Annotated in this window: 21 protein-coding genes; 18 read left to right on the top strand and 3 right to left on the bottom strand. The window is 64.0% G+C overall.

Going from position 1 to position 25,809, the window contains the following annotated elements; genetic code table 11:
- Positions 1 to 75: 75 nt before the first annotated feature.
- Positions 76 to 2,613, bottom strand: coding sequence for a PepSY domain-containing protein (locus IGS61_RS17170; RefSeq protein ID WP_230540790.1), 2,538 nt, complete (start codon positions 2,611 to 2,613; stop codon positions 76 to 78).
- Positions 2,614 to 3,146: 533 nt separating this feature from the next.
- Here IGS61_RS17170 and IGS61_RS17165 point away from each other — a divergent pair.
- The 4 genes from IGS61_RS17165 to IGS61_RS17150 all read left to right on the top strand — a co-directional run bounded on the left by IGS61_RS17165 (position 3,147) and on the right by IGS61_RS17150 (position 9,029).
- Positions 3,147 to 5,495: a TonB-dependent receptor gene (locus tag IGS61_RS17165; protein WP_230540789.1), complete on the top strand. Its 2,349-nt coding sequence runs from the start codon at positions 3,147 to 3,149 to the stop codon at positions 5,493 to 5,495.
- A 163-nt stretch (positions 5,496 to 5,658) separates the two neighbouring features.
- The gene (locus tag IGS61_RS17160; protein ID WP_099664470.1) at positions 5,659 to 6,759 is read left to right on the top strand and encodes a branched-chain amino acid aminotransferase; all 1,101 of its coding nucleotides are present in this window, start codon (positions 5,659 to 5,661) and stop codon (positions 6,757 to 6,759) included.
- Positions 6,760 to 6,828: 69 nt separating this feature from the next.
- Complete coding sequence (locus IGS61_RS17155; protein ID WP_230540788.1) at positions 6,829 to 7,545, top strand: ribonuclease T2 family protein; 717 nt, start codon at positions 6,829 to 6,831, stop codon at positions 7,543 to 7,545.
- A 77-nt stretch (positions 7,546 to 7,622) separates the two neighbouring features.
- A complete protein-coding gene (locus IGS61_RS17150; RefSeq protein ID WP_230540787.1) occupies positions 7,623 to 9,029 on the top strand; it encodes an MFS transporter in 1,407 nt (468 codons plus the stop codon).
- Between the two features lie 13 nt (positions 9,030 to 9,042).
- Here IGS61_RS17150 and IGS61_RS17145 read toward each other — a convergent pair whose 3' ends face one another.
- Complete coding sequence (locus IGS61_RS17145) at positions 9,043 to 10,677, bottom strand: acyl-CoA synthetase (protein ID WP_230540786.1); 1,635 nt, start codon at positions 10,675 to 10,677, stop codon at positions 9,043 to 9,045.
- Between the two features lie 115 nt (positions 10,678 to 10,792).
- Between IGS61_RS17145 and IGS61_RS17140 the strand changes: the two genes are divergently transcribed.
- The 12 genes from IGS61_RS17140 to bla all read left to right on the top strand — a co-directional run bounded on the left by IGS61_RS17140 (position 10,793) and on the right by bla (position 22,010).
- On the top strand, positions 10,793 to 11,494 hold the full coding sequence (locus IGS61_RS17140; protein ID WP_442908078.1) for a Crp/Fnr family transcriptional regulator: 702 nt from the start codon (positions 10,793 to 10,795) through the stop codon (positions 11,492 to 11,494).
- A 62-nt stretch (positions 11,495 to 11,556) separates the two neighbouring features.
- Positions 11,557 to 12,150 carry a helix-turn-helix domain-containing protein gene (locus tag IGS61_RS17135; RefSeq protein ID WP_230540785.1) on the top strand — a complete coding sequence of 198 codons (594 nt, stop codon included), beginning with the start codon at positions 11,557 to 11,559 and terminating at the stop codon, positions 12,148 to 12,150.
- Between the two features lie 36 nt (positions 12,151 to 12,186).
- On the top strand, positions 12,187 to 12,573 hold the full coding sequence (locus IGS61_RS17130) for a DUF2946 domain-containing protein (protein WP_230540784.1): 387 nt from the start codon (positions 12,187 to 12,189) through the stop codon (positions 12,571 to 12,573).
- A 62-nt stretch (positions 12,574 to 12,635) separates the two neighbouring features.
- Positions 12,636 to 13,232 (top strand): SCO family protein, encoded by a 597-nt coding sequence (locus IGS61_RS17125; RefSeq protein ID WP_230540783.1) that lies wholly within the window; start codon positions 12,636 to 12,638, stop codon positions 13,230 to 13,232.
- Between the two features lie 20 nt (positions 13,233 to 13,252).
- A complete protein-coding gene (locus tag IGS61_RS17120) occupies positions 13,253 to 13,723 on the top strand; it encodes a copper chaperone PCu(A)C (protein ID WP_230540782.1) in 471 nt (156 codons plus the stop codon).
- A 122-nt stretch (positions 13,724 to 13,845) separates the two neighbouring features.
- Complete coding sequence (locus tag IGS61_RS17115; protein ID WP_230540781.1) at positions 13,846 to 14,508, top strand: CerR family C-terminal domain-containing protein; 663 nt, start codon at positions 13,846 to 13,848, stop codon at positions 14,506 to 14,508.
- On the top strand, positions 14,505 to 15,713 hold the full coding sequence (locus tag IGS61_RS17110) for a multidrug effflux MFS transporter (RefSeq protein WP_230540780.1): 1,209 nt from the start codon (positions 14,505 to 14,507) through the stop codon (positions 15,711 to 15,713). Before IGS61_RS17115 ends, IGS61_RS17110 begins: the two co-directional genes overlap by 4 nt.
- A 122-nt stretch (positions 15,714 to 15,835) precedes the next feature.
- Positions 15,836 to 17,182 (top strand): DUF3422 family protein, encoded by a 1,347-nt coding sequence (locus tag IGS61_RS17105; protein ID WP_230540779.1) that lies wholly within the window; start codon positions 15,836 to 15,838, stop codon positions 17,180 to 17,182.
- A gap of 98 nt (positions 17,183 to 17,280) precedes the next feature.
- Complete coding sequence (locus tag IGS61_RS17100) at positions 17,281 to 18,774, top strand: hypothetical protein (RefSeq protein ID WP_230540778.1); 1,494 nt, start codon at positions 17,281 to 17,283, stop codon at positions 18,772 to 18,774.
- Positions 18,775 to 18,835: 61 nt separating this feature from the next.
- Positions 18,836 to 19,228, top strand: a complete 393-nt coding sequence (locus tag IGS61_RS17095; protein ID WP_077402930.1) for a BlaI/MecI/CopY family transcriptional regulator — start codon at positions 18,836 to 18,838, stop codon at positions 19,226 to 19,228.
- Entirely contained in the window at positions 19,225 to 20,988 is a 1,764-nt protein-coding gene (locus IGS61_RS17090; protein ID WP_230540777.1) for a M56 family metallopeptidase, read from the top strand. Before IGS61_RS17095 ends, IGS61_RS17090 begins: the two co-directional genes overlap by 4 nt.
- A 59-nt stretch (positions 20,989 to 21,047) precedes the next feature.
- Complete coding sequence (gene bla / locus IGS61_RS17085; protein ID WP_230540776.1) at positions 21,048 to 22,010, top strand: subclass B3 metallo-beta-lactamase; 963 nt, start codon at positions 21,048 to 21,050, stop codon at positions 22,008 to 22,010.
- Between the two features lie 7 nt (positions 22,011 to 22,017).
- Here the strand turns inward: bla and IGS61_RS17080 are convergent, their stop codons facing one another.
- A complete protein-coding gene (locus IGS61_RS17080) occupies positions 22,018 to 22,344 on the bottom strand; it encodes a tetratricopeptide repeat protein (RefSeq protein ID WP_329958068.1) in 327 nt (108 codons plus the stop codon).
- Between the two features lie 152 nt (positions 22,345 to 22,496).
- Between IGS61_RS17080 and IGS61_RS27970 the strand changes: the two genes are divergently transcribed.
- Together IGS61_RS27970 and IGS61_RS17070 are read left to right on the top strand one after the other, a co-directional pair.
- A complete protein-coding gene (locus IGS61_RS27970; RefSeq protein WP_230540775.1) occupies positions 22,497 to 23,357 on the top strand; it encodes a helix-turn-helix domain-containing protein in 861 nt (286 codons plus the stop codon).
- A gap of 292 nt (positions 23,358 to 23,649) precedes the next feature.
- Complete coding sequence (locus IGS61_RS17070) at positions 23,650 to 25,809, top strand: TonB-dependent siderophore receptor (protein ID WP_230540774.1); 2,160 nt, start codon at positions 23,650 to 23,652, stop codon at positions 25,807 to 25,809.

Raw genomic sequence — 25,809 nt, 5'->3', positions numbered from 1 at the left:
TCTAGTCCGATGGCTGGCGCCGACCGTGCGCCGGCCCACATAGCCGGGCGCTGCCGGGGGCTAGCCTGATGCAGATCAATACACGTCGCGGCGGTAGCGTCCGGCCGCCAGCAGGGCGTCGAGACCGTCCTGGCCCAGCACTTCTTGCAGTACAGCATCGATTCCCGCCGCCATGCCTTGCAGGCTGCCGCACACGTAGACGATGGCGCCTTGCGCCAGCCAGTCGCGCAGTTCGTGGGAGTTGGCGCGCAGGCGGTCCTGCACGTATTCGCGTTTGCCGCCATCGTTGCCATCGCGCGAAAAGACGCGGTCCAGGCGCGCCAGGTGGCCAGCGTCGAGCCAGCCTTGCAACTCTGCGCCGCAGACGCTGTCAAAAGCTTGCTGGCGCTCGCCGAACAGCAGCCAGTTGCGGGCCAGCCCCGCCCGCTGGCGCGCGCGCAGGTGTGCCCGCAGGCCGGCCAGGCCGGAACCGTTGCCGATATAAATGCAGGGCACGTCGACCAGGGCGGGCGCGAAGGCGGGATTGGCTTGCAGGCGCAGGCGGATGGCGGCGCCCACGGGCGCGAAGCGCGTGAGCCAGCCGGAACAGATGCCGTAGCCCTCGTTTTCGCCGCCCGCATGGCGCTCCTGGCGCACCAGCAATTGCAGTTCGCCATCGGAGGGCAGCGAAGCGAGCGAATAGCTGCGCGGCGCGTGATGGGCAATGTCTGCATCGCCATCGCTGCCGTCCGCGTTGCACCCGATGATTTCCGCCAGCGCACCCGCTTCCCAGCTGGCGCCGGCCGGGCCCGTCAAGGTGATTTCATGCAGTTCGCCACCCAGGCTGCCCGGGTTCAGCAGAACGCGGCGCGCCAGGCGCCACTCGGCGTACGACGCTTCTTCCTGCACGCCGATGGCGTCGATGGCGCTGCCGCTGCAGCGGGCCAGCGCCTGCGACCAGGCGGCCAGGGCGGCGGGATCATGCTTGTCGACCTCGATCAGCGGGAAGAGGGAAGTGGCGCCCAGCGCTTGTAATTGTTGCGCCAGCGCATGGCCGAAGCCGCAGAAGGCGCTGTAATGGCGGTCGCCCAGGGCCAGCATGCCGAAGTCCAGGCCGGCCAGCGGCGTGTCCGCCATTTGCTGCAACAGGCGCGCGAAGCGGCGCGTGCCGTCCGGCGCCTCGCCTTCGCCAAAGGTGCTGGCGACGATCAGGGCCCGTTCGTACTGGCGCAATTGCGCGGGATCAAACTGCTCCAGCGACTGCACGTCGACGGCCACGCCAGCCTGTTGCAAGGCGCGCGCGCTTTCCAGGGCCAGGCGCTCGGCCTGACCCGACTGGCTGGCGTAGGCCACCAGGGTCGGTAAATCTGTGCCCATCTTGCCCGGTGCGCCGGCACCCAGCATGGCACGCTGCGCCTGCACAGCCCGTTTTGCCTTGCGGCGGCCCAGGTACAGCATCCAGCCCGTGACGGCGAACAGGGGCAGGCCCAGGCTGGCGAGCGTCACGATGATGCGGCCCGGCAAACCAAAATACGTGCCCATGTGCAGCGGATAAATGATGTTGACGAGGCGCGGCCCCAGCGCCTGCTGGCTGTACGGCTCGTTTTCCGTGACCATGCCGTCGGCCTGCGCAATGCTCATGCGGCTGCGCGCCCGTTCGTGCGGCGCATCGCTGGCCAGCCACGTGAATTGCACGGCTTCACCGGGGCGCGTCGGCAGGCGCACCGTGGCCAGGGTCCAGCCGGCGGCGTGCTGCTGGAAAGTGCTCCAGGCCAGGCCGATGTCGGCGGCGGGCGATGGCTCCTGCGGCGCGCCTTTTTTGCCCGGTGCTTGCGCCGTGCGGGGCGGCTTGCCGGCCCAGGCGTCGATATTGTCGCGCACCACGTCATAGCTCCAGTAAATGCCCGTCAGGGTCAGCGCCACGTAGACCACCAGGCACCAGGTGCCGGCCACGGCGTGCAGATTCCACAGGAAGGAGCGGCCTTTTAATGCCGGATCGAAGGTCAGCCAGGTGCGCCAGTCCAGCGGACGGCGGGGCCAGCGCAGGTACAGGCCGGACAGTGCCAGGCCCAGCAGGCACAGGGCCAGCGCGCCCGCCACTTGCCGGCCCGGGTCGCGCGGCAGCAGCAGCCAGCGGTGCAGCGATTCCGTCCATTCGAAAAATGCGGCGCCCGCCAGCGCGGGCTGGGTCGCGCCCGTGTACGGGTGCAGATAAACGGACTCGCCGCGCCGCTGGCCGTTCTTTGGCGCGAAGAACAGCCGGGGCGCCGCGCCCGCCTGCGCATACATGGTGATCGAGGCGACGCGCTGGCCGTGTTCTGCTGCGGCAATGTTGCTCAGCTGTGCCGGCGTCAGCGGCGCGCGCGTTTGCACGGGCACATGGCGTACGCCGGGGTTCATGACATCGAGTAGTTCATCCTTGAAGGCCAGGGTGGCGCCGCTCAGGCCGATGATCACCAGCACCGTGCCGGCCGTGATGCCGATAAACCAGTGCAATTGAAACCAGACCTGCTTCCAGCTCCAGCGCCAGCGCCGCGCTTGCGGAGAGGCGGCAGGGGCGCGCCGCTGGCGGCTTGCGGACGCGGCGTCGGCATCGGTGCTGGCGCGCAACTGGGGGAGGGAGGACGTGGTCATGGCGGCTTTCGATAGCGCTGCCATGCGGGGCGTCAGGCATGGCAGGGAAGAAGGAAGGCTGACATATTAACGCAAACGAGAATCATTCGCAAATAAGAGCCAGATCCCGAGGCAGGGAGAATAGCCACGGAATTGAAAAATGCTGACATTGATAATTTACATCACAGTGAAATTATGTAAAAATAAAAATCATTCTCATTCGTAACTATGAGCTGATCCTGAATCGTTGAACATGCGCTGCGGATACAGGCGGACCCGCCTGGCAGGCAAGTCCGGCAGCTCCTTGCTTCGTTTTTCCGTGCAAGCCATTGACGATTTCAGCGACCAGTACGCCAGCCAGCATGGCTGGCTGTCTCACCGGCGCAGGACACTTCCTACAGCAATGACAATATCGCGCTCCACCCGGCTTGTCCCGGGCGCCGCGCATGACGGTGCTGTGGCAGTTTTGTAGTACCCAAGCAAGCATGGCCAGCCAGGCGCTACGGCGCATTCGCCAGCTATATTCAGCCCACTTGATAGATTGAAAGAACACGATGACATTGAAACACACCGCAGGCGCCGCCAAGCCAGCCGCTGCCATCCGCAGCCGCAAGCACCAGATCGCCGCCGCGCCGCGCATGCATGGCACGGCCCTGGCCGCCTTCGCCACCCTGGCCATGCCGCTGGCGCTGCACGCGCAAACGGTGGACAAGCCGCAGCAGTTGCAGGAAGTGAAAGTCATCGGCACGGCTGAGCGCCTGATCCAGGCCCCCGTCAAATCGGCGAACGACAAGCTGACGGCGCCGCTGCTGGACACGCCGAAATCCGTGACGGTGATTCCCGCCGAAATCATTTCGCAAACGGGCGCCGTCTCGCTGACGGACGCGCTGCGCACCGTGCCGGGCATCACCATCGGCGCCGGCGAAGGCGGCAACCCTGTGGGCGACAACCTGTTTATCCGCGGCTACAACGCGCAAACGGATACGTATATCGACGGCATCCGCGACACGGGTTCGCAATCGCGTGAAATCTTTGCGCTGGAACAAATCGAAGTCGTCAAGGGCCCGAACTCGGCCTACGGCGGACGCTCGTCCGCGGGCGGCGGCGTCAACCTGATCAGCAAGACGCCGAAAGTCGACAATTTCACCAATGCCACCGTGGGCCTGGGCAGCGCCAAGTACCGCCGCGCCACCCTGGATGCGAACCGCGTCGTCAGCGACGACGTGGCCGTGCGCCTCAACGTGATGGCGCATGACGCCCACGTTGCCGGCCGCGACTACATCAATGGCGACCGCTGGGGCATCGCGCCATCCGTCACCTTCGGCCTGAAATCGGCCACGCAGGCGACCCTCAGCTACTACCACATGCAGTCGAGCGAATTGCCCGATACCGGCTTGCCGTTCAACAACCCGTTCTCGTCGGGCGCCAATGTGTCGAAAAACGGCAACGGCACGCCCGTCAACGTGCCGCGCGACACTTTCTATGGCCTCGTGAACCGCGACTTCCGCGACACGCAGAGCGATATCGGCACCATCGACGTGCGCCACGACTTCGGTAACAAGTTGATCTTGCGCAACGTGACGCGCTACGGCAAGACCAGCAACGACTACGTGTGGACCCAGCCCGACGATTCCAAGGGCAATACCATGCTGTACGGCACCGTCTGGCGCCGCGCCAACACGCGCACGACCGATACGGATGCGCTGGCCAATGCGACCAGCCTGGGCGGCGAATGGCTGGCTGGCGGCGTCAAGCACACGTACACGCTGGGCCTGGAAATCAGCCGCGAAGAAACGGACCGCAGCTCCTACCTGTTCAGCCCGGGGACGAACAATCCGCTGGAAAAAGTCGGCTCCAGCTGCCCGACCTCTGGCGCCGCCACCCTGTACAACTGCGCGCCGTTGCTCAATCCGAACGCCAACGACCCATGGGTCTACACGCGCTCGGTGTCGCCGGCCCGCACGAACATCGTCACCAACACGCGTTCCGTGTACGGTTTCGACACCATCGAGTTCACGCCGCAATGGCTGCTCAATGTGGGCATCCGCTGGGATGACTACAAGAGTTCGCTGAACACGCCGCAATACACGCTCGACGGCAAGACCACTGCCGCCGTCGGCGCCAATGTGCATGCCACCTTCGCCAGCTACCAGGCGGGCCTGGTCTACAAGCCATCGAGCAACAGCAGCGTGTATGTGTCGTACGGCACGTCGTCCACGCCACCGGGCAATGACGGCGGCGACGGCATCGACGGCTTGACGGTGGCGATCCAGAACCTGAAACCGCAGGAGAGCAAGAGCTTCGAGCTGGGCACGAAATGGGAAGTGCTGCCGGGCGGCCGTTTGTCCGTGAGCGGCGCCTACTTCCAGAGCGACATGAGCAATGCGCGCGTGACGGCGCCGGACGGCAGCACGCAAAACGTGGGCGACAAGCAAGTCAAGGGCATCGAACTGGGCGTGAGCGGCAATATCACGAAGGCATGGTCGGTCTTCGGCGGCTACACGCACCTGAACGCCATCGTGGAAAACAATGGCTATCTCAACACGGGCACGACGGCTGCGCCTGTGTATGTGCCGTCGCCCTACAACGGCAACCAGTTCCCCACGACGCCGAAAAACAGCGCCTCGCTGTGGACGTCCTACCTGCTCACGCCTGCCATCACCGTGGGCGGCGGCGTGAACTACGTCGACAAGGTCTACGCCAACGTGGCCAACAACAAATACGCGCCGGCCTATACGCGCTTCGACGCCATGGCCAGCTATGTCGTCAGCCGCAACGTGACCCTGCAGCTGAATATCCAGAACCTGACGAACAAGCTGTACTTCGACAAGGTTTCCTCGCCGCATTACGCTGGCGTGGCACCGGGCCGCTCGGCTACCCTGACGGCCAACATGAAGTTCTGATGCAGTGATTTTGCTGTAATGCAAAAGCGCCGTTTCCACCGCAAGGTGGACGGCGCTTTTTTTGCAGCCGGATTGACACGGGGCGGGGCGCAGTCCCGGCCATCCTCGTTTGCCTGATTAGGCGCTACAATAGGGATACTGTTCACTAGTTCCCATTGCCGCCATGACCACTTCCACACCGAATCTCGTCGTCACCCCGTCCGCCCACCCCCTGTCCGATGCCGAGCGCGCCGCGCGCATGGTCAACCCGGCCTTCGGCCGCATCTTCACCGACCACATGGTGGTGATTCCTTACCGCGACGGCAAATGGCAGCAGGGCGAGCTGAAGGCTTATGGCCCCCTGATGCTGGACCCGTCCGCCTCGTCGCTGCACTACGGCCAGGCCATCTTCGAAGGTTATAAAGCATTTGCCCAGCCCGATGGCAGCATCAAGACCTTCCGTCCGGAACAGAATGCCGAGCGCTTCAACCGCAGCGCCGCGCGCCTGGCCATGCCGGCCATTCCCGTCGAGCTGTTCCTGGAAGCGGGCGATGCGCTGATCGCGCAAGACCGCAACTGGGTGCCGAAGAACACGGGCGAGAGCCTGTACATGCGTCCGCTGATGATCGCCACCGATCCCTACCTGGGCGTGCGTCCATCGGAAGAATACCTGTTCGTGCTGTTCGCCTCGCCGGCCGGCGCCTATTTCCCGAAAGGCGTGAAACCCGTCACCGTGTGGATCAGCGAAGACTTCGTGCGCGCCGCACCGGGCGGCACGGGTGAAGCCAAGTGCGCGGGCAACTACGCGGCCAGCCTGATGGCCCAGTCGCAAGCGCAAGAAAAGGGTTGCGACCAGGTCGTGTGGCTGGACGCCGTGCACCGCGAATTCATCGAAGAAATGGGCGGCATGAATTTGTTCTTCGTCTACAAGGATGGCGAAAAGGTCACCGTCGTGACGCCGGAGCTGACGGGCACCTTGCTGCCAGGCATCACCCGCCGCAGCCTGCTGGAAATGGCGAAAGACCTCGGCTACGCGACGGAAGAGCGTAAATTGTCCGTCCAGCAATGGCGCGACGATATCGCCTCGGGCCGCATGACCGAAGTGTTCGCCTGCGGCACGGCCGCCGTCATCACGCCCGTGGGCGTGGCCAAGGCCAACGGCTTTGAAATGACCATCAACAACAATGAAAACGGCGCCGTCACCCTGGCCCTGCGCGAAGCGCTGCTGGGCTTGCAGCATGGCACGGCACCGGATACGCATGGCTGGATGCACAAGGTTTGCTGATCAGCTTGACTGATTGATACCGCGCCGGCACTCAGTTGCCGGCGTTTTATATTCTGAAAGGGAAACCCGATGCAATTGCGAACTGTCTTGCCCGCGCTGGCCGCCGTTTTCCTCAGCCTGTCGGCCGGCGTCGTCCACGCGGCCGATGCCGCCTGCGCCATTCCCCGCAACGTCAGTTACTACGATTATGACGTCAAGCCGTCGGACGAGAAAAACACGTGCTACAAGCAAAGCACCAACGTGCCCACCGATTACTTCATGCTGGCGCTGTCGTGGTCGCCAGGCTTTTGCGACAGCCAGCGCCGCCGCGGCGCCGTGTCGAGGAAGGCCGCCTTCCAGTGCGCCGAGAGCAACCACTTCGGCTGGATCGTGCATGGCCTGTGGGCGCAGTCGAACAATCCGGCCAGCTGCGACGACATTTCCGCGACGCCGCCGCGCAAGACGGAACTGCACCCGCGCTATTGCAAGGGCAACTTGCCGAAGCTGGCGCCGTCGGAGATTTTGCCGTACATGTGCATGCAGCCCGGCGAAGCCTTGCTGCAGGGCGAATGGGAAAAGCATGGCGCCTGCGATTTCGATACGGCCAAGCAGTATTTCGAGAAGGAACGCGAACTGTTCCAGGCCTTGAAGTTGCCGGACTCCACCATGCCAAAGAACGAGCTGTTCAAGTGGATGAAGCAGCACAACCCGCAGCTGAAGGGCCGCTGGCTCGGCTATGAAAAGCACTCGGGCGAGTTGCGCATCTGTTATTCGAAAGATTTTAAAGTGATCGACTGCCAGAAGTAAGCTTGCCTGTCCTGCAGCTTTCCGTCATACATGCTAGTGTATTGCCCGGATCAGCAAGATGAACAGGTAGTTTATTTATGCAGCAGCAGCACACGCAACCCGTCATGGTGGGCGAGGACGGCTTGCCGCCGAATGCCCGTTTATGGGCCATGCTGGCGCTGGCCATCGGCGTGGGCATGGCCTCGCTCGATACGGCGATTGCCAACACGGCCTTGCCGGTCATCGCCGGCGAGCTGCACACGACGCCGGCCGCTTCCGTCTGGATCGTCAACGTGTATCAGCTGGCCATGGTGGCGACCCTGCTGCCGTTTTCCGCCCTCGGCGAAATCGCCGGCTACCGCCGCGTGTTTATCTCCGGCATGTTTTTATTTACTTTGGCGTCGCTCGCCTGCGCATTGGCCTGGTCCTTGCCCTCGCTGGTGGTGGCGCGCCTGTTTCAGGGCGTCGGCGCAAGCGCCATGATGAGCGTCAATACGGCGCTGCTGCGCGCCCTGTACCCTAAACATTTGCTGGGCCGCGCGTTCGGCAACAATGCGCTGGTGGTGGCCGTCGCGTTCGCCATCGGGCCCACGGCCGCCTCGCTGATCCTGGCGACGGCGTCGTGGCCGTGGCTGTTCGCCATCAATGTGCCGCTGGGCGTGGGCGGCTTTTTCCTGGCCAGCCGCATGCTGCCGGCGACAAAATTGTCCGGCCACACGCTCGATGCGCGCACGGCCCTGTACAACGTGGGCGCCTTCGGCTTGCTCATCTTGCTGTTCGGCGACGCGGCCCATCACGCGGACCTGTCGACCTTGCTGCCGGAGCTGGTGGCCGTGGTGGTCTTTTTTATGTTGCTGCTGCGCCGACAGGCGGGCCATGCGGCGCCGATGCTGCCCATCGACCTGTTCCGCCGCCCCCTGTTCCTGCTGTCGTCGCTGACGGCCATCTGCACGTTTGCCGCGCAGGGGCTGGCGTTTGTTTCTCTGCCATTCTATTTTGAAGTCACCCTGGGCCGCTCTCCCGTCGAGACGGGTTTTTTGATGACGCCGTGGGCCGTGCTGGTGGCCGTGATGGCACCCGTGGCGGGGCGTTTGAGCGACCGTTATTCGCCGGGCGTGCTGGGCGGCATTGGTCTCGCGGCGCTGGCGGGCGGCTTGCTGACGCTGGTGTGGATCCCGGCGCACCCGAGCGTGTTCGACATCGGCTGGCGCATGGCCTTGTGCGGCATCGGTTTCGGCTTTTTCCAGGCGCCCAATCTGAAGGCCATCATGGGCAGCGCGCCGCCCGAGCGGGCCGGCGGCGCCAGCGGCGTGGTGGCCACCTCGCGCCTGATCGGCCAGGCGACGGGTGCGGCGCTGGTCGCGTACTGCTTCACGGTTTCCGCCAGCCGGGGCACGACGTATGCGCTGTGCCTGGCGGCAGGGTTCGCCGCCGTGGCCAGCATCGCCAGCTTTGCGCGCCTGGCGGTGGCGCAGCCGGCGTGGCTGGCCGGCAAGCGCGATTGATTTATCACAAGAATCAGACGTCGATGGCCTTGTCCGAGTGCATGCGCTTGCGCAATTCGAACTTCTGGATCTTGCCCGTCGACGTGCGGGGCAGGGGACCGAAATAAATGGCTTTCGGCACCTTGAAGCCCGCCAGGTTGTTCTTGCAGAAGGCGATCAATTCCGCTTCCGTCACCGTCGCCCCTTCGCGCAGTTCGACGAACGCGCACGGCGTTTCGCCCCATTTTTCGTCCGGCTGGGCGATGACGGCGGCGGCCAGCACTTGCGGGTGGTGGTACAAGGCATCTTCCACTTCCACGCTGGAAATGTTCTCTCCGCCGGAAATGATGATGTCCTTGCTGCGGTCCTTCAGCTTGATGTAGCCGTCCGGATACATGACGCCGAGGTCGCCCGTGTGGAACCAGCCGCCCGCGAACGCTTCCTGCGTCGCCTTTTCATTTTTTAAGTAACCCTTCATGCAGATGTTGCCGCGGAACATGATCTCGCCGATCTGTTCGCCGTCGGCCGCCACGGGTTGCATGGTTTCCGGGTCGAGCACGGCCACGGCGCTTTGCAAGTGGTAGCGCACGCCCTGGCGCGATTTGAGTACGGCGCGCTCTTCCTGGCTCAGGGCGGCCCACTCGTCCTGCTCGGCGCAGATGGCGGCCGGGCCATACACTTCCGTCAAGCCATACGAGTGGATCAAATCAAAACCCATGGCTTCGATCTTCGCCACCATGGCCGCCGGCGGCGGCGCGCCGGCCACCATGCCGCGCACGGTCCAGTCGATACCGTCGCGCCAGTTGGCGGGCGCGTTGGCCAGCGCCGCATGCACGATGGGCGCGGCGCAATAGTGGGTGATGCGCAATTCGCGCATCAGGTCGAACACGAGTTTCGGCTCGAACTTGCGCAGGCACACGTTGACGCCCGCGCGCGCGGCCACGGTCCACGGGAAGCACCAGCCATTGCAGTGGAACATCGGCAAGGTCCACAGGTAGACGGCGTGCTTGGGCATGTCCCATTCCAGGATGTTCGACAGGGCATTCAGGGCCGCGCCCCGGTGGTGGTAGACGACGCCTTTCGGGTCGCCCGTGGTGCCGGACGTGTAGTTGAGGGCGATGGCGTCCCACTCATCGGCGGGCGGCTGCCAGTCGTACTCGGGGTCGCCGCTGGCCAGCAAGGCTTCGTAGTCGAGGTCGGAAAACGCGTCCACTTCCGGTCCCAGCAAGTCATTGACCTGGATCACGCGCAAGCCGGGAATCTGCGCCGCCATCTGGCGCGCCAGTTCGGCAAATTCCGTGTCGGCCAGCAAGACTTTCGCCTGGCCATGGCGCAGCATGAAGGTCAGCGAGGCCAGGTCGAGGCGGATATTCAGGGCGTTGAGCACGGCGCCGGCCATGGGGACGCCAAAGCTCGCTTCCACCATGGCGGGCGTGTTCGGCAGCATCACGGCGACCGTATCGCCCGTGCCCACGCCCAGTTTGATCAGGCCGGAGGCCAGGCGGCGCGTGCGCGCATACGTTTCGCGCCAGGTCTGGCGGATGGCGCCATGTGCAATTGCCAGGCGATTGCCATATACTGCGGCTGCCCTGGCGATATAGTCGAGCGGGGTGAGGGCGGCGTAGTTGGCGCTGTTTTTGCCGAGGCCGGTGTTGAAATCAGCAGTCATGCTTGTCTCCTGTTAAATAAAATTCTGTAGCTCCCTGTTTCGGGATTGATACCGGTGAGCATAGCACCGGCGCTGGAAAATCACTGTCATCTTAGTGACAGGTCTGAAGGATGGAATGGATAGCAACGATAGTGTAGACCTTGCAATGCCGGAACTCGACAGCCACGACTGGTTCGCGGCCCTCGATGCGCGGCATCAGACCCTGTTGCGCGCCGGCAGCGTGCTGCGGCATTACGAGGCGGGCGCCTTCGTCACGCGGCGCGGCGAGCCGTCGGCGCACTGGATCGGCGTGCACACGGGCTTGATCAAGCTGGCCGTCTACAACGCCGATGGGCGCGGCGCCACGTTTTCCGGCGTGCCGGCCGGCGGCTGGTGCGGCGAGGGCAGCGTGCTCAAGCGCGAGCTGCGCCGCTACGACGTGGTGGCCGTGCGCGCCGCCGACATCATCCTGGTGCCCGTGGATCTGTTTCATCTGTTGCTGGCCGAGAGCCTTTCCTTCAATGCCTTCGTCATCCGCCAGCTGAACGAGCGCATGGGCCAATTCATCGCCACCATCCAGAACCAGCGCCTGCTGGCCGTCGATGCGCAGGTGGCGCAAGCGATCGCGCAGCTGTTCCACCCCATGTTATACCCGCGCACTTCCCGCGTGCTTGAGCTGTCGCAGGAAGAAATCGGCTTGTTGACGGGTATTTCGCGCCAGCGCGTGAACCAGGCGCTGGGCCATCTGGCCGAGCTGAACCTGATCAGCATCGCGTACCAATCCATCCGCGTGGTCGACCTCGACGGCTTGCGCCGCTATGGCGTGGCGTCGCTGTGATGACAGACTGGGCGCGCGATGTGTGGCATGCTGGCGGCTGGCTTATGACATTGAATTGACGCATGGCACTCGTTTCTGATCATCCTCTGCACTTGCTGGGCTTGCGCTTTCCGCTCCGGCTGCGCGTTACCGTGCGCCAGGGTTTTGTCACCTTGCATAATGAAATCGCCACCAAGAAACTGGCCAGCGGCGACAGCTTCGTCGTGCCCGCCTTCTTGCGCTTCGCCTGCGACGTGATGCCGGGACGGGGCAAGCCGGCCGTCTTCACCCTGGCGCTGGAAGGCGATGAGCCCGAAGGCGGCCACGGCGGCGGCAAGCGCTGGAGCCAGGCGCTGGCGCAGCATATCTTTGATACGCCGCAAGGAAAATGGACGGCGGCGCGTCTGGCGGCCCTGTGGCAAGTGACGCCGCACAAGGCGCGGGCGCGCCTGTTTGCCGAGGGCGAGGCATTGCTCAGCCTGGTGCGCGAACAGCGTCTGGCGCACGCGCTGCACACGGCGGCGCAAGCGGACGCCGAGGGCGGGCACGGCGAGCGCGACCTGGCGCAAGTGGCGGCCGGCTCAGGCTTTGCCTCGATCCCCGCGTTTTGCGACGCCTGCGTGGACGTGGCGGGCGTGCGCCCCAGCCTGTTCCTGCGGGGCCAGGCGCCCGGATAGCCAGACTCCGTTATAATCGGGGCCATGGGATCTTTATTGAAACGCAAACAGTGGCATATGTGGTTCGCCTGCCTGGCGATACTGCTCAATGCGCTGTCGCCGTCCCTGTCGTATGCGTTTGCCTCGCGGCATGCGAACGCGAACAATGCTGCCGTCGAGATCTGCTCGGCCAGCGGCGCCGTCTACACGCAAGCGGACCTGGCGCCGGCCATCAAGTCCACCACCGATTCCGTGCTGCACCACATCGAGCATTGCCCGTTCTGCATGAGCCATGCGGGCAGCGTGGGCTTGCCGCCGTCCTCATCCTCGCCGCTGGCCGTCATCGCGGGCCACGACCACTATCCGCCATTGTTTTACCAGGCACCGAAAGCGCCGTTCGCATGGCTGGCCGCCAGCCCGCGCGGCCCGCCTCTGGCTGCCTGAATACACCAGTCACGCTTTCCACGTCTTAACTGTATCCACTACGCCCATCGGGCCAGAATGCCATGAAACGTCGTTTATTCCTTCTCGCCGGCACGGCGGGATTGCTCACGCTTGCCGCTTGCGAACAAGCACCGAAACCCCATTACAACGGCCTCGACCTGACGGGAGGCGATTACAAGCCCGACTTCAAATTGAGCGGCCCCGACGGCAAGGTCTACACCCTGGCCGACTTCAAGGGCAAGTATGTGATGGTCTTCTTTGGCTTCACGCAATGCCCGGACGTGTGCCCGACGGCCCTGTCGCGCGCGCTGGAAATCCGCCAGAAGCTGGGTGCCGATGCCGACAAGCTGCAAGTGCTCTTCATCAGCATCGACCCAGAGCGCGATACGCCCGAGCTGCTGGGCGAGTACATGCGCGCCTTCGACCCCAGCTTCCTCGGCTTGCGCACGGACCCGCAGGCGACGGCGCAGACGGCCTTCAATTACAAGGTCTTCTACCGCCGCGTGCCCAGCGGCAGCTCGTACACGATGGACCACACGGCCATCAGTTATGTGCTCGATAACGAGGGGCGCATGCGCCTGGGCTTGAAGCACCAGTTGACGGGCGACGAGTGCGTGCAAGACATCAAGACCTTGATGAAATCGAAATACACCTTGTAACTATCACGAAAGGAATAATCATGACCCATCTGAAAACCCTGCTGGCCGCGGCCCTGACCGTGCTGTCCTTCTCCGCCGCTGCCCAGACTTCCGTGCAGATCACCGACCCGTGGGTGCGCGCCACCGTGCCGCAGCAGAAAGCCACGGGCGCCTTCATGCAGATCACGGCGCCGAAAGCCATGCGCTTGCTGGAAGTGCGCTCGCCCGTGGCGGGCGTGGCGGAAATCCATGAAATGAGCATGACGGACAATATGATGCGCATGCGCCAGGTCAAGGAAATCGCCTTGCCAGCCGGCAAAGCCGTCGAATTGAAGCCGGGCGGCTACCACGTGATGCTGCTGGAACTCAAAGGGCAGGTGAAGGCGGGCGACAAGATCCCGCTGACCCTGGTCGTCGAAGGCGAGGACAAGCGCCGCGAAACCATCGAAGTCAATGCCGTGGCCCGTCCGCTGGGCGCCGCCTCGGCCCCGATGCCGGCGATGAAGCACTAAGCTACGGCAATGCCCTTGCAAAGCCCGGTACGCCGGGCTTTTTTGCGTCCGCCTGAAAGTTAAACGGCTGTTTGATATAATTCCGTACGATATTAAACAGTTGTTTAAATGATGGGAATGGCATGACGGAAGATAAAGAAAACGAACCGGCGCGCGCACGCATCCTGCAGGCGGCGGTGCAGCTGTTTGCCGACGAAGGCTACCGGCTCGCGTCCGTGCGCCGGATTTGCGAAGCGGCCCACGTCAACGTGGCGATGGTCAATTATTATTTTCATGGCAAGGAAGAGCTGTACCTGGCCGCCTTCGACCATGCGCGCGCGCTGGCGCGTGCCTCGGCCGCTGCCGCGGCGGATGCCGGCCCTGTGGTGGCCGTGGCACCCGTGGAACAGCTGCGCCTGGCGATACAATCGATGGTATTCGACATGCTGCGCCCGGGACCGTCTTCGCTGTTCAGCCGCCTGGTGGCACGCGAACTGATCGAACCGACGGCCGCCATCCACATGCTGGCAGACCGCGATGTGCGCGCGCACCATGTGCTGTTCACTAGCTTGATCCGTGGCGTGGTGGGACAGGCCATGCCGGCGGATGTGGTGCAGAAATGCGTGTTCAGCGTGATCGGCCAGGCCGTGTTCTACGCCCGGTCGCGCATCGTGCATGAATTGGTGGCGCCGGAAATCACCTATGACGAGGCGGGCACCGCCAGCATTGCGCAGCATGTCGCCGCGTTCTCGCTGGCAGCCCTTGATGGCATGCGCCTTCAATATGCCGTGCAGGCGGGCGCATGAAGGCGCGCAACCTGACCCTGGTGCTGGCCGGGCTGGCCATGCTGGGTCCGTTCGCCACGGATACCTTTTTGCCATCGTTTCCCGCGATCGGCACGCATTTCGACGTCAGCAGCGTGCTGGTGCAGCAGACCCTGAGCGTCTACCTGGCCGCCTATGCCTTCATGACCTTGTTCTACGGCACCTTGTGCGACTCGTTCGGCCGCCGTCCCGTGATCCTGGCCTCCTTGCTGATCTTTGCCGCCGGCTCCATCGGCGCCGCGTTCGCGCCCAGCTTTGGCTGGCTGCTGTTCTTCCGCGGCATGCAGGGCGCCTCGGCTGGAGCGGGCAGGGTGATCGGGCAAGCCATCGTGCGCGACAGTTTAGCTGGCGCGGCCGCGCAAAAGATGCTGGCCAACATCATGATGGTGTTCGGCATCGCGCCCGCCATCGCCCCCATCATCGGCGGCTGGCTGCACGTGGCCTACGGCTGGCAATCGACGTTCGTGTTCACGTTTTCCGTCACCGTGCTGCTGGCGCTCGCTTGCCTGAAAGGCTTGCCGGAAAGTCTGGCCGTCGAGCAACGCCAACCCTTCCACCCAGGCAACATCGCGCGCAATTACTGGCTGGCCTTGCGCCACCGGGCGTTCCTGCTGCGTTCGCTGGCCGTGGCCTTCGCCTTTGGCGGCTTTGCCCTGTACATTGCCTCGGCCCCGCATTTCATCCTGGAATTGCTGCATCTGCCGGAAACTGCGTTTGGCTGGATGTTCATCCCCATGGTGGCGGGCCTGGTGCTGGGCTCGGCGCTGTCGGGCAAGCTGGCCCATGTGGTGAAAAGTACCGTGCTGGTGCGCTGGGGCTTGCTGGCCATGGCGGCCACGGGCGCGCTCAATATTATCTACAACCACTGGTTCGCCGCCAGCATCCCGTTCGCCGTCGTGCCCGTGATGCTGTACGCGTTCGGCATGTCGCTGGCCTTGCCGGGCATGACCATGTCGACGCTCGACATTTTCCCGCAGATGCGGGGCCTGGCCGCGTCTTTGCAGAACTTCGTGCAAATGCTGGTGTTTGCGCTGGTGTCCGGTTTTGTCGCACCTTTGCTGTTCGACAGCGCTTTTAAATTGGCGCTGGGACAGGCCTCGGCCGTGGCGCTGGCCGCCGCGTTCTGGTGGCTGGGCAGCCGCCAAGGGGCGGGGCAGGGCGCAACTGCACTTATCAAAACGACATGAGCGACCTTCAAAAAAAGTGGCATGCTTCCTGCTTTGTTACACTGTGACAATCAGACCCCCGCTGCGGGCAGCACAGTACGCGCGCGGGTCTAAGCAGTTTTGCAACTTTACCTTTGGCTATCATGCACTTGATTAACTCCAGTTTGAACCACGCCTTGCGCGTGCCGCTGGCTGCGGAAATCCACTCGCGGCCGTTTTTGCAGCTCGATGCCCCCGAGCTGATCACCCATCTTGCCGTCTATAAAGATGACAGCGCGGCGCCCGGTGCGTCGAATATGGCGGCCCAGCACGCCACGCTGGCGGCCCTGTGCACGCATTTCGGCGTCACGCCGCCAAACGCTGAAGCCAAGTATTTCTATTACGACTTTGGCCGCTTCCGCCTGAAATGGGAATGCCATACGGAATTTGCCACGTTTACCTTCGCCGAGCATCCGGGTGCGGCCTTGCCGCTGGAGCAGGCGTTTGAACGCATGCCCCTGGAACAGTTGCCGCAGCAATGGCTGGTGGGCTTGAAGGGCAAGCTGATGGTGGCGGCCCACGTGGTGCTGGAACAGGCGACTGAACCTGCCGAGATTTTCATGCAGGGCTTGTCGCGCGTGTTCGAGGGCAATACCCTGGCCGGCAGCAAGGTGCTGCAGGGCGGCGAATTGTGGACGGATTTCACCATCCAGTCCGACGGTTTCAGCCGTTTCGTCATCCGCGACGCGGGCATGCGCTCGCAGCAGTCAGGCCGTCTGGTGCAGCGCGTGCTGGAAATCGAAACCTACCGCATGATGGCCTTGTTGGGCTTGCCTTACGCCATGCAGGCGGCGCCATCCTTGAATGCCATCGAGAACGAACTGGCCACCCTGGCCGCCGCCATGGTCGACACGGACGACGCGCCGGGCCTGGTCAAGGCTGACGAGGGCGTGGCCGAGCAAACCTTGCTCGACCGCATCACGCGCCTGGCGGCCCGCATAGAAAAGCTGTCGCTCGACAATAGCTACCGTTTTTCTGCCTCGAAAGCCTATATGGGCCTCGTCAAGGCGCGCATCGACGAGTTGCGCGAAGTGCGCATCGAGGGCATTCCGACGGTCGAGGAATTCATGGACCGCCGTTTGACGCCCGCCATGAACACGTGCGAAGCGATGGCCAGCCGCCAGGAAGCGATGGCGCAGCGCATTGCCAACACGAACGATTTGCTGCGCACGCGCGTGGGCATCGTGCAGGAGTTGCAAAACCGGCAAATCCTGCAATCGATGAACGCCCGCGCGGCGCAGCAGCTGCGCTTGCAGCAAGCGGTGGAAGGCTTGTCCGTGGCCGCCATTTCGTATTACGTGATCGGCCTGTTCAGCTACACGGGCAAGGCGGCCAAGGTAATGGGCTTGCCCGTGAATCCGGAAATCCTCGTCGGCGCCCTGGTGCCGTTCGTGGCGGCCGCCGTCTGGCTGGGCTTGCGCCGCATGCACCACAAGCTGCACGCGGACTGAGCCGTGTAAGCACCTTGGCGGCTCCGGCGGCGCGTACGCCGCGCGTCGCCAATTTTTGCTATCGTGCTGGCCTCATTGTTTGCTACAAGGAAATCAGCGTGCTTGCCAAGGTTGGAGATATCTATAGTGTGTTTTCGCACAGGCTGCAGCAGTATGTGGCTTGCCAGGTCACGGCCATCGACGATGCGGCGTCCGGCAGCCCCCCGCTGGCCGCCATTTTGCAGCTGGACTGGACGGGCGATGCCTTGCCCGATGCGCACGCCGTGCAGGCGATGCGCCCGCTGGTGTGCGATTACTATTTCTGGAACAGGCGTCACGACCACAGCTTTGCCAGCGCGAAGGTGCCGCGCCATTACAGCCTGGTGGCCAATGTCGCGCCGCTGGTCGAGACGGCAGTGAAAAGCTACAGCGGCGGCTGGCACATGGGCGACAGTGTGTACCGCCAGCGCCGCTGGGAGCAGGTCGACCCGGCCAGGCGCCAGCGCTTCAAGGCGGCATCGAGCGAGGAAGTGATGGTCGGCGGCCAGGCCGTGCGCCAGAAGACAAGCCGCATCGGCGACGACATCCTGCAGGCGCTCGGCGACCTGTCCGAACTGGACCAGCTGCCTTGCCTGACGACCATCGAGACGCGCCACGGCAGCGCGGCGCTGGCCGCCTACATCAACGGCAACCCCATCATCAACGAAGTGCAGTGGCAATCCTCGACGGAGGGCGAACTCGACTTGCGCAACAGCAATGTCAGCCGCCTCGTCGTGCATGGCGCAGGCTTGCGCTCGCTGCGCCTGAACGAGGGTTTGAGCACCCTGATACTGAATGGCGCGCCGTCGTCCGCGCTGCGTATCGACGACCCGCATGCGGGGCGCTTCCTGCGCCTGCAGTTGTCCGGCGCCCTGGCGCCATTCCATGGCCTCGACCAGCTGGCGCGCCTGTCGCTGAGCGCCATGCCGGCTGTGGATTTCAACATGGTGGCGCAGCGTTTCCCCTTGCTGACGGACCTGACCGTGTGGGGCAAGCCGGGGCTGGCGTCAAACGTGGCCAGCATCGCCAGACTGGACCGTTTGCGCTCCTTCACCGCGTATGAACTGTTCGGCTACGGTGCCGACGACTTCCCCGCGCCGGCGCAGTTGCCGGCCTTGTCCAGCCTGTGCCTGGCCAGCCTGCCGGCCGACGCCGCCAAGGCCATCAAGGCACGCTACAAGAAGGCGGCGGCGCTGGGCCTGGACTTGTCCGTGACGCGGCCGCGCAAGCCGGAGTGGCTGGCGGAAAACCTGCATAACGCGTTCCGCGACTGGGATGGCCGCGCACATATTTCGGCGGCGTATGCCAAAAAGGCCGCGCAGGCGTACAAGAAGCTGCTGGCCACGGCGCGCACGCTCGATGGGGTGAACGATGCCGGGACGGCGCAAGCCATGGCGCAAGAGATGGTCACCGCCTATGTCGGCGTATTCAACCAGATCGAGCGGCGTTCCAGCGTCATCGAGACGGTGGAGCGCGATGAAATCTATGTGGCGCTGGAGCAGGTGCTGGCGCAGGTGCCGCTGCCGGATGTCGCTGCGCTGTACGCCTTGTTCGACCGCCTGCGCGATTTTTAGTCAGATATGCGCTAGAAAAAAAGTTCTAGACATGGCGTTCTAGAATAGGTATTCTAGCGGCATGTTAAAAAATACCTCCACTCCCCATCCCACGGCCGCCGAACTGGATCTGCTGCGCATCCTGTGGCAGCGCGGTCCGTCCGACGCGCGCGCCGTGTACGACGCCCTGGCCGCCGAGCGTGCCGACGCCAGTTACGCCACCGTGCTGCGCCAGTTGCAATTGATGCATGGCAAGGGCTTGCTGAGCCGCGATGAAAGCCAGCGGCCGCAGCTGTATGCGGCCGTCGAAGCGCAGGAAAAGCTGCAAACGAGTCTGCTCAAGGACTTGATCGGCAAGGTGTTTTCCGGTTCCGGCAAGGCGCTCGTGCTGACGGCGCTGCGCGAGCACGTGAGCGACGCGGAACGCCTGGAAATTGAAAAAATCCTGCGCAGCAAGGATGGCAAACAGCCATGAACGTGGACCTGCGCCTGGGCATCGAGTTGGGCAAGCTGGTCCCTGCGCTGGGCTGGGTCTTGCTGTATTTCGTCTGGCAGGGCTTGATCGTCGGTGCCGTCTCCGCCGTGCTGCTCTGGCTGCTGCGCCACGCCAGCGCGCGCTGGCGCTATGCCGTCTGCGCGCTGGCGCTGCTGCTGTGTGTGTGTATTCCTTTTGTGCACCTGCTGTCCCTGCTGTCTGGCATATCTCCTGCCCAACTGCCGCTGGCCGCGCCGCCCGCCTGGCGCGCCGCGCTGCAAGCGTGGATGCCGGCCCTGGTGCTGGCCTGGAGCGCCGGTGTCGCCCTGATGAGCTTGCGCCTGTGCCTTGGCCTGGCTTGGGTCGGCAAGCTGCGCCGCCAGGCAGTGGCCGCGCCCGCCATCTGGCAGGCGCGCCTCGATGCGCTGGCGCAGCGCATGGGCTTGCACGGCAGTCGGAAAGTGCCGCTGAAGCTGCACGGGGGATTGTCCAGCCCCGTCACGGTGGGTTTCTGGCGCCCCGTCATCCTGCTGCCGGCCGCCTTGCTGAGCGGCATGCCCGTCGCCTTGCTCGAAGCCTTGCTGGCGCATGAACTGGCGCACGTGCGGCGCTGGGATTACCTGGTCAACCTGCTGCAAAGCGTGGCGGAGGCGCTGCTGTTTTTTCACCCCGTCGTCTGGTGGCTGTCGGCGCGCATGCGGGCCGAACGGGAGCAGGTGGCCGACGCGCTGGCCGCGCAAGCGCTGCAAGACCCGCAGCAACTGGCCACGGCGCTGCATGCCTTGTCCCTGCACGCTGCCGCGCCGCAACATGCCGGCTTGCTGATGTCGGCCCGGGGCGGGGCGCTGCTGACGCGCATCGAACGCCTGATGGCGCCGGGCCCCGATTCGGGCGGCTGGAAACTGGCCGTGCCCGCCTTGCTGCTGGCCTGCGCCACCCTGCTGCTGCAGGTGCAGGGCAAGCCCGCCGTCAGCGGGACGATCCTGGCCGACGCTGCCTTCGCCATGCTGGACTTGCCCGTCAGCGCGAAACACATGCTGGTATTTGACGACAGCACGGGCCAGGTGCTGATGGCGAAAGATGCGGACGCCGTCGTGCCCATCGCCTCGATCACCAAGCTGATGACGGCCATGGTGGTGCTGGACGCGGGCCTGGCCCCGGATGAACAGCTGCGCATCGTGCGCGCCGATGGCGATGCATCCTTGCAGCGCCACAGCCTGCTTGCCGATGGCGTGGCCGTGTCGCGCGGCGCGCTGTTGCAACTGGCGCTGCTGCCATCCGAAAACCGCGCCGCCGCCGCGCTGGCGCGCACTTATCCCGGCGGCAACGCGGCTTTTCAGCAAGCCTTGCAGGCGAAGATACGCCACCTGGGCTTGCGCCGCACCAACCTGACGGACCCGGTCGGCAGTTCGCCCGCGAATACGTCGACGGCCAGCGAGGTGGCCAGGATCGTCGCGGCGGCCGCGCGCTATCAGGACATTGCGCGCATCACCAGCCACCCGCAAGCGAGCGTGGCCGTCAATGGCAAGGTCCGCACCCTGCGCAACACCAACCCGCTCGTCGGCGGCAAGGGCTGGGACATTTTATTGTCGAAGACGGGCAGCAGCCACGCGGCGGGCAGCTGCCTGACCATGCGCATGCGCAGCGGCGGCAAGCACGTCACCGTGGTGCTGCTCGATGCCGACGGCGCGCAGCGGCGCTCGCTAGACGCCGGACACATCCGCGACACCCTGGCCGGGAGCCCAGGCCGCATGCATTGATACCCCCCCCCGGGCGCGCCAGTGCGGGCGCCCATCTTTTTTACACTCTGGAGATGAAGATGACACTATTGGCGAAGTTGATGCTGGCTACGGTTGCGACCATGGCGGCAGGCACGGTGCAGGCGAAGACCCCCGCGCCGGTGCAGGATAAACCGGTTAATTGCGACAATTGCAAGGAATGGAACGCGCCCGTCAAGCCGTTCAATATCTATGGCAATAGCTGGTATGTGGGCACGGCGGGCTTGTCCGCCGTGCTGGTGACGAGTCCGCAGGGCCATATCCTGCTCGACGGCGCGCTGCCGCAATCGGCGCCCTTGATCATCGACAATATCAAGGCGCTGGGCTTTCGCATCGAGGATGTGAAATATATCCTCAATTCGCACGCCCATTGGGACCATGCGGGCGGCATCGCCGCGCTGCAACGGGCCAGCGGCGCCACCGTGATGGCCAGCGCCTCGGGCGCCCTGGGGCTGCAAAGCGGCACGAATGGCAAGGATGACCCGCAATACCAGGCCAATCCCGTCGTGCATGTGGCCAAGGTGCGCAAGGTCAGCCTGGTGGGCGAGGGCGATACCGTCAAGGTGGGTCCTTTGGCGCTGACAGCCCACATGACGCCGGGCCACACGCCCGGCGGCACGACGTGGACGTGGACCTCGTGCGAAGGCCAGCGCTGCCTGGACGTGGTGTATGCGGACAGCCTGAACCCGTATGCGAGCGGCGATTTCCGCTACACAGGCAAAGGCAAGGGCAAGGGAGGTTCGCCAGATATTTCGGCTTCGTTCGAAGCGAGCATCGCCAAGGTGGCCGCCTTGCCATGCGACATCATCATTCCCGTGCATCCGGGTACGACGGACGTGCTGGGCAAGGCCGCCAGGCGCAGCGGCACGGACAATCCCCTGATCGACGCCAGCGCCTGCCGCGCCTATGCGGCCGAAGCGGGCGGCTTGCTGGCCAAGCGCCTGGCGAAGGAACGGGACGTCGCCTTGCCTCTTGACGCGAAGGGCGCTGCGCACGCGCACTAAGCCGTTTTTACTGTGCCGCCTGCCGCTGTTTTTGCAGGCGTTTGACGAACACCGTCATTTCCTTGACGGCTTGCAAGTCGCCTTGCTGCTGGGCCACCGTCACGCCCGTGGTCCAGGCGGCTTGCGCTTCGTCCAGCCGTCCCAGCTGGTGCAAGGCCTTGCCCAGCAGTTTCCAGGCGGCGGAATAGCCGGGCTGCTGCGCGGTGGCTTGCGCCAGGTGCAGGGCCGCTTGCTCGGCGTCATGGTCTTTCAGGCAGGCATCGCCCAGGCCAAAGCGCAGCAGGGCGTTGTCGCGCCCCTGCGCCAGCAGTTTTTCAAGTTGTTCACGCAGCATTTTCGCCTCACCTTAATATGCAAGTTAATTCTTGCATATTAGCGCTTGGGCGTGCAAGAAACAAGCCGGCATGCCATTCTCTTGCGGGCGCTGTTCCACCCGCGCCGCATTATGATAATATAAATGAGAATTATTCTCATATGGGGTATGGCGTGGTATCGACTGCCTGGACGCGGCAACTGTCTTCCGAACTGACCTTGTCGGCCGGTTCCGTGCTGTCGCCCACTCCCATCACCGTCAATACGCCCGTGTTCGAGGGTTTGCAAGTCATCGTCTCGCTGAACGGCAAGTTGAGCGGCAGCGTGGATGGCCGTGCGCCGTTCGCCATCACCGATGCGGGCGTCTACCTGGTGCTGGCGCGGGGCCGCCACGAAGGCTGCGACCGCTTTGCGGCGAATACCTTGCAGCGCTACGTGAAAGTGGGACTCGACGCGGGCCATGCGCAGCGCAGCGGCTTCGACCTGGAGCGTCTGGCCGTCACGGGCGGCCAGCAGCTGCACCGTGATGGCGTGCTGGTGATGCGCCAGGCGCTCACGCCGGCCCTGCGGGCCATCGCCACGCAGATCCTGATGTGCCCCTTCGACGGCGCCGTGCGCGACATGTACATGGCGGGCAAGGCGCTGGAGATGGCGGCCGTGGCCAGCGACCGGGTACTGGGACGGGCGCGGGGCGGCGCTGGCGGCGCCGATTTGAGCGCCTTCGAAATCGAGCGCCTGCAGCAGGCGCGCGAGCTGGCCGAGCAGCATTTCCAGCAGCCGCTGGGGTTGCCGGAAATAGCCAGATTAAGCGGCTTGAACGTGAAGAAGCTGACGGCCGGCTTTCGCCAGCTGTTTGGCGTCAGCGTGTTCGAGTACGTACAGGATTACCGTCTGCAGGAAGCCTATCGCATGCTCAGCGCGGGCGGCTATACGGTGACGCAGGTGGCGTGCTTTGTCGGCTATGCCATTCCGCATTTCTCCACCTTGTTTCGCCAGCGTTTCGGCATGCCGCCCAGCCAGCTGGCGCGTGCCTAAGTAACCCCCAATAAATTATTGTGATTTCTGACTGCCATAACCAGCGCTCTGCAAGGTGGCCGACGAGGCTTGCTCACTGCTAGCAGTGCCCGCACTGCGTCGCAGCGAGCGCCTTGCATAGCATCCGGTTCTGTTCGTTATAAATTCACACTAATTTCCCGAGGATTACTTAGCCGGCTGCATCTTTTCCGTCTTTCGTAAGGCGAAGGCCCGATAACGAAAGCAAGCGGAGCTTCCGGATTCTATGATGAATGATATTCATTCTCATTTAAAGCCTGGAAGGATTTACCGTATGTCACGTTCGCAGCCCCACCGTTTGCCGCGCCTTGTGCGCGTCGTTCCCCTTCCTCTCGTGCTGGTCCTGGCTTGCCGCGCCGCCTATGCCGCTGCAGCACCTGATGCGCCGCAAGCCATGCAAGGCGTGACGATCGAAGCGCAGCGCCTGAAAATCGCCACGCAAAGCACGACATCGAGCAAGACCGATACGGCGCTGATCGAAACGCCCGCCTCCGTTTCCGTCATCACGCGCGACCAGATGGATGCGCAGGGCATCCAGTCTGTCGGCGAGGCGCTGCGTTACTCGGCCGGCGTGCTGGCCAGTCCGTCGATGGCCGCGTCGCAGCGTTATGATCGTTTCGATAACGTCAAGATCCGCGGCTTCGACGTGGGCAGCAACGGCATGCTGCGCGACGGCTTGCGCGGCACCACCGTGCAAGCCTGGCCCAAGGTCGAGCCGTATGGCCTGGAAGCGGTGGAAGTGTTGCGGGGACCCAGTTCCGTGCTGTATGGCCAGAATTCGCCGGGCGGCATCGTCAATCAGATCAGCAAACAGCCGCTGTTCCAGCCCTACCGGGAATTGCAACTGCAGACGGGCAACTTCCACCGCAAGCAGGTGCAGGGCGATGTGAGTGGCCCCGTGGGCGAGGGCAGCGACTGGGCTTACCGCATGACGGGCTTGCTGCGCGATAGCGATTCGCAATTCACAGGCGTGCCGGACGACAAGGTGTATATCGCGCCCGCCCTGAGCTGGCGTCCCGGCGCGGCCACCAGCCTGACCTTGCTGGCCGACTACACGCGCGACAAGTTCGGTCCGCCCGCCGTGGTGGCGCCCATCCAGGGCACCCTGTTGCCGAACCGCCATGGCCGACTTCCCTACAACCAGATGCTCAACGAAAAGGGCCTGGACAATCACCGCGTGCAGTATTCGCTCGCCTATCTGCTGGAGCACCGCATCGACGACGTGTGGAGCGTCCATTCCAAGGCCCGCTACGGGCGGGTCAACCTGATCACGGAAACCATCCAGGGCCGCCTGCTGGCCGACCAGCGCACTTTGCGCCGCACGCCTTATTTCTTCGATATCGATGGCGAGAGCTGGTCGCTGGATAACAATGCCAAGGCCAGTTGGCGCAGCGGCGGCGCCGAATTCGAAACCCTGGTGGGCCTCGACTACCGCCACACGAAAGAGGATTATGTGCTCAATGGCGGTCCGGCCGGCGCCGAGATTGATATGTATCAGCCCGTCTATCTGGGCCATATGCTGCCCACGCCCGAGCGCTATGCCAGCACCGTGCAAAGCTCGGACCAGTACGGCCTGTACGCGCAGCAACAGATCAAGCTGGCGCGGCAATGGGTGCTCAGCGCGGGCGTGCGCAAGGATTGGTCGGACACGTCCACGCGCGACCGGCTGGACGGCGTCACGCCGCCGTCGCAAAAGGATGATGCGCTGACGTGGAAGGCGGGCGCCGTGTATCTGGCCGAGAATGGCCTGGCACCTTACGTCAGCCTGATGACCTCGTTCAACCCCGTGCTGGGCAACGATTTCTATGGCAAATCCTACGACCCCACCAAGGGCAAGCAGGCGGAAGTGGGCGTGAAATACCAGCCGCCCGGTTTCGACGGATTTTTCACGGCCTCCGTGTTTGACCTGCGCCAGGAAAACGTGCAGACCCTGGACCCGAACAACTCGCTGAACCGTTTGCAGACGGGCGAAATCAAATCGCATGGCGTGGAACTCGATGCGCTGGCCAATCTCACGCGCAATTTCAACGTGGCGGCCAACGTCACGTGGAACCGCCTGGAAGTGAGTAAAAGCAATAACGTCAATGAAGTGGGCAAGCGCCCCGTCGGCATGCCCGAAACCATGGCCAGCGTATGGGGCAAGTACAAACTGGTGCAAGGCCCGCTGGCGGGACTGGGCATCGGCCTGGGCTTGCGCTACACGGGCGCCACCAAGGCCGACTCCGCCAACCGTATCGACGTGCCGTCCTACCTGCTGACGGACCTGGCGCTGGACCTGGATCTGCTGCGGCTGTCGCCATCCCTGCGGGGCACGCAGCTGGCGCTGAACGTGACGAATCTGAGCAACAAGCATTACTACGATAGTTGTTCATCGAGCAATTGCAGCACGGGCGATGCGCGCCGCTTGCTGCTGACCGTCAAGCATGCGTGGTGA

This window comes from Janthinobacterium sp. FW305-129, from assembly GCF_020858115.1.
GTDB lineage: Bacteria > Pseudomonadota > Gammaproteobacteria > Burkholderiales > Burkholderiaceae_D > Janthinobacterium.
Note: the sequence above shows the minus strand (reverse complement) of the source record. Positions and strands in the feature narration are given on the sequence as shown.

What these genes read in the sequence shown, in the direction of transcription:
- bla (WP_230540776.1), top strand. Translation starts at nt 21,048, where the DNA reads ATGACACTATTGGCGAAGTTGATGCTGGCTACGGTTGCGACCATGGCG.
- IGS61_RS17150 (WP_230540787.1), top strand. Translation starts at nt 7,623, where the DNA reads ATGCAGCAGCAGCACACGCAACCCGTCATGGTGGGCGAGGACGGCTTG.
- IGS61_RS17080 (WP_329958068.1), bottom strand. Translation starts at nt 22,344, where the DNA reads ATGCTGCGTGAACAACTTGAAAAACTGCTGGCGCAGGGGCGCGACAAC.
- IGS61_RS17095 (WP_077402930.1), top strand. Translation starts at nt 18,836, where the DNA reads ATGTTAAAAAATACCTCCACTCCCCATCCCACGGCCGCCGAACTGGAT.
- IGS61_RS17145 (WP_230540786.1), bottom strand. Translation starts at nt 10,677, where the DNA reads ATGACTGCTGATTTCAACACCGGCCTCGGCAAAAACAGCGCCAACTAC.
- IGS61_RS17165 (WP_230540789.1), top strand. Translation starts at nt 3,147, where the DNA reads ATGACATTGAAACACACCGCAGGCGCCGCCAAGCCAGCCGCTGCCATC.
- IGS61_RS17170 (WP_230540790.1), bottom strand. Translation starts at nt 2,613, where the DNA reads ATGACCACGTCCTCCCTCCCCCAGTTGCGCGCCAGCACCGATGCCGAC.
- IGS61_RS17155 (WP_230540788.1), top strand. Translation starts at nt 6,829, where the DNA reads ATGCAATTGCGAACTGTCTTGCCCGCGCTGGCCGCCGTTTTCCTCAGC.
- IGS61_RS17070 (WP_230540774.1), top strand. Translation starts at nt 23,650, where the DNA reads ATGTCACGTTCGCAGCCCCACCGTTTGCCGCGCCTTGTGCGCGTCGTT.
- IGS61_RS17110 (WP_230540780.1), top strand. Translation starts at nt 14,505, where the DNA reads ATGAAGGCGCGCAACCTGACCCTGGTGCTGGCCGGGCTGGCCATGCTG.
- IGS61_RS17140 (WP_442908078.1), top strand. Translation starts at nt 10,793, where the DNA reads ATGGATAGCAACGATAGTGTAGACCTTGCAATGCCGGAACTCGACAGC.
- IGS61_RS17135 (WP_230540785.1), top strand. Translation starts at nt 11,557, where the DNA reads ATGGCACTCGTTTCTGATCATCCTCTGCACTTGCTGGGCTTGCGCTTT.
- IGS61_RS17125 (WP_230540783.1), top strand. Translation starts at nt 12,636, where the DNA reads ATGAAACGTCGTTTATTCCTTCTCGCCGGCACGGCGGGATTGCTCACG.
- IGS61_RS17090 (WP_230540777.1), top strand. Translation starts at nt 19,225, where the DNA reads ATGAACGTGGACCTGCGCCTGGGCATCGAGTTGGGCAAGCTGGTCCCT.
- IGS61_RS17115 (WP_230540781.1), top strand. Translation starts at nt 13,846, where the DNA reads ATGACGGAAGATAAAGAAAACGAACCGGCGCGCGCACGCATCCTGCAG.
- IGS61_RS17105 (WP_230540779.1), top strand. Translation starts at nt 15,836, where the DNA reads ATGCACTTGATTAACTCCAGTTTGAACCACGCCTTGCGCGTGCCGCTG.
- IGS61_RS17160 (WP_099664470.1), top strand. Translation starts at nt 5,659, where the DNA reads ATGACCACTTCCACACCGAATCTCGTCGTCACCCCGTCCGCCCACCCC.
- IGS61_RS17120 (WP_230540782.1), top strand. Translation starts at nt 13,253, where the DNA reads ATGACCCATCTGAAAACCCTGCTGGCCGCGGCCCTGACCGTGCTGTCC.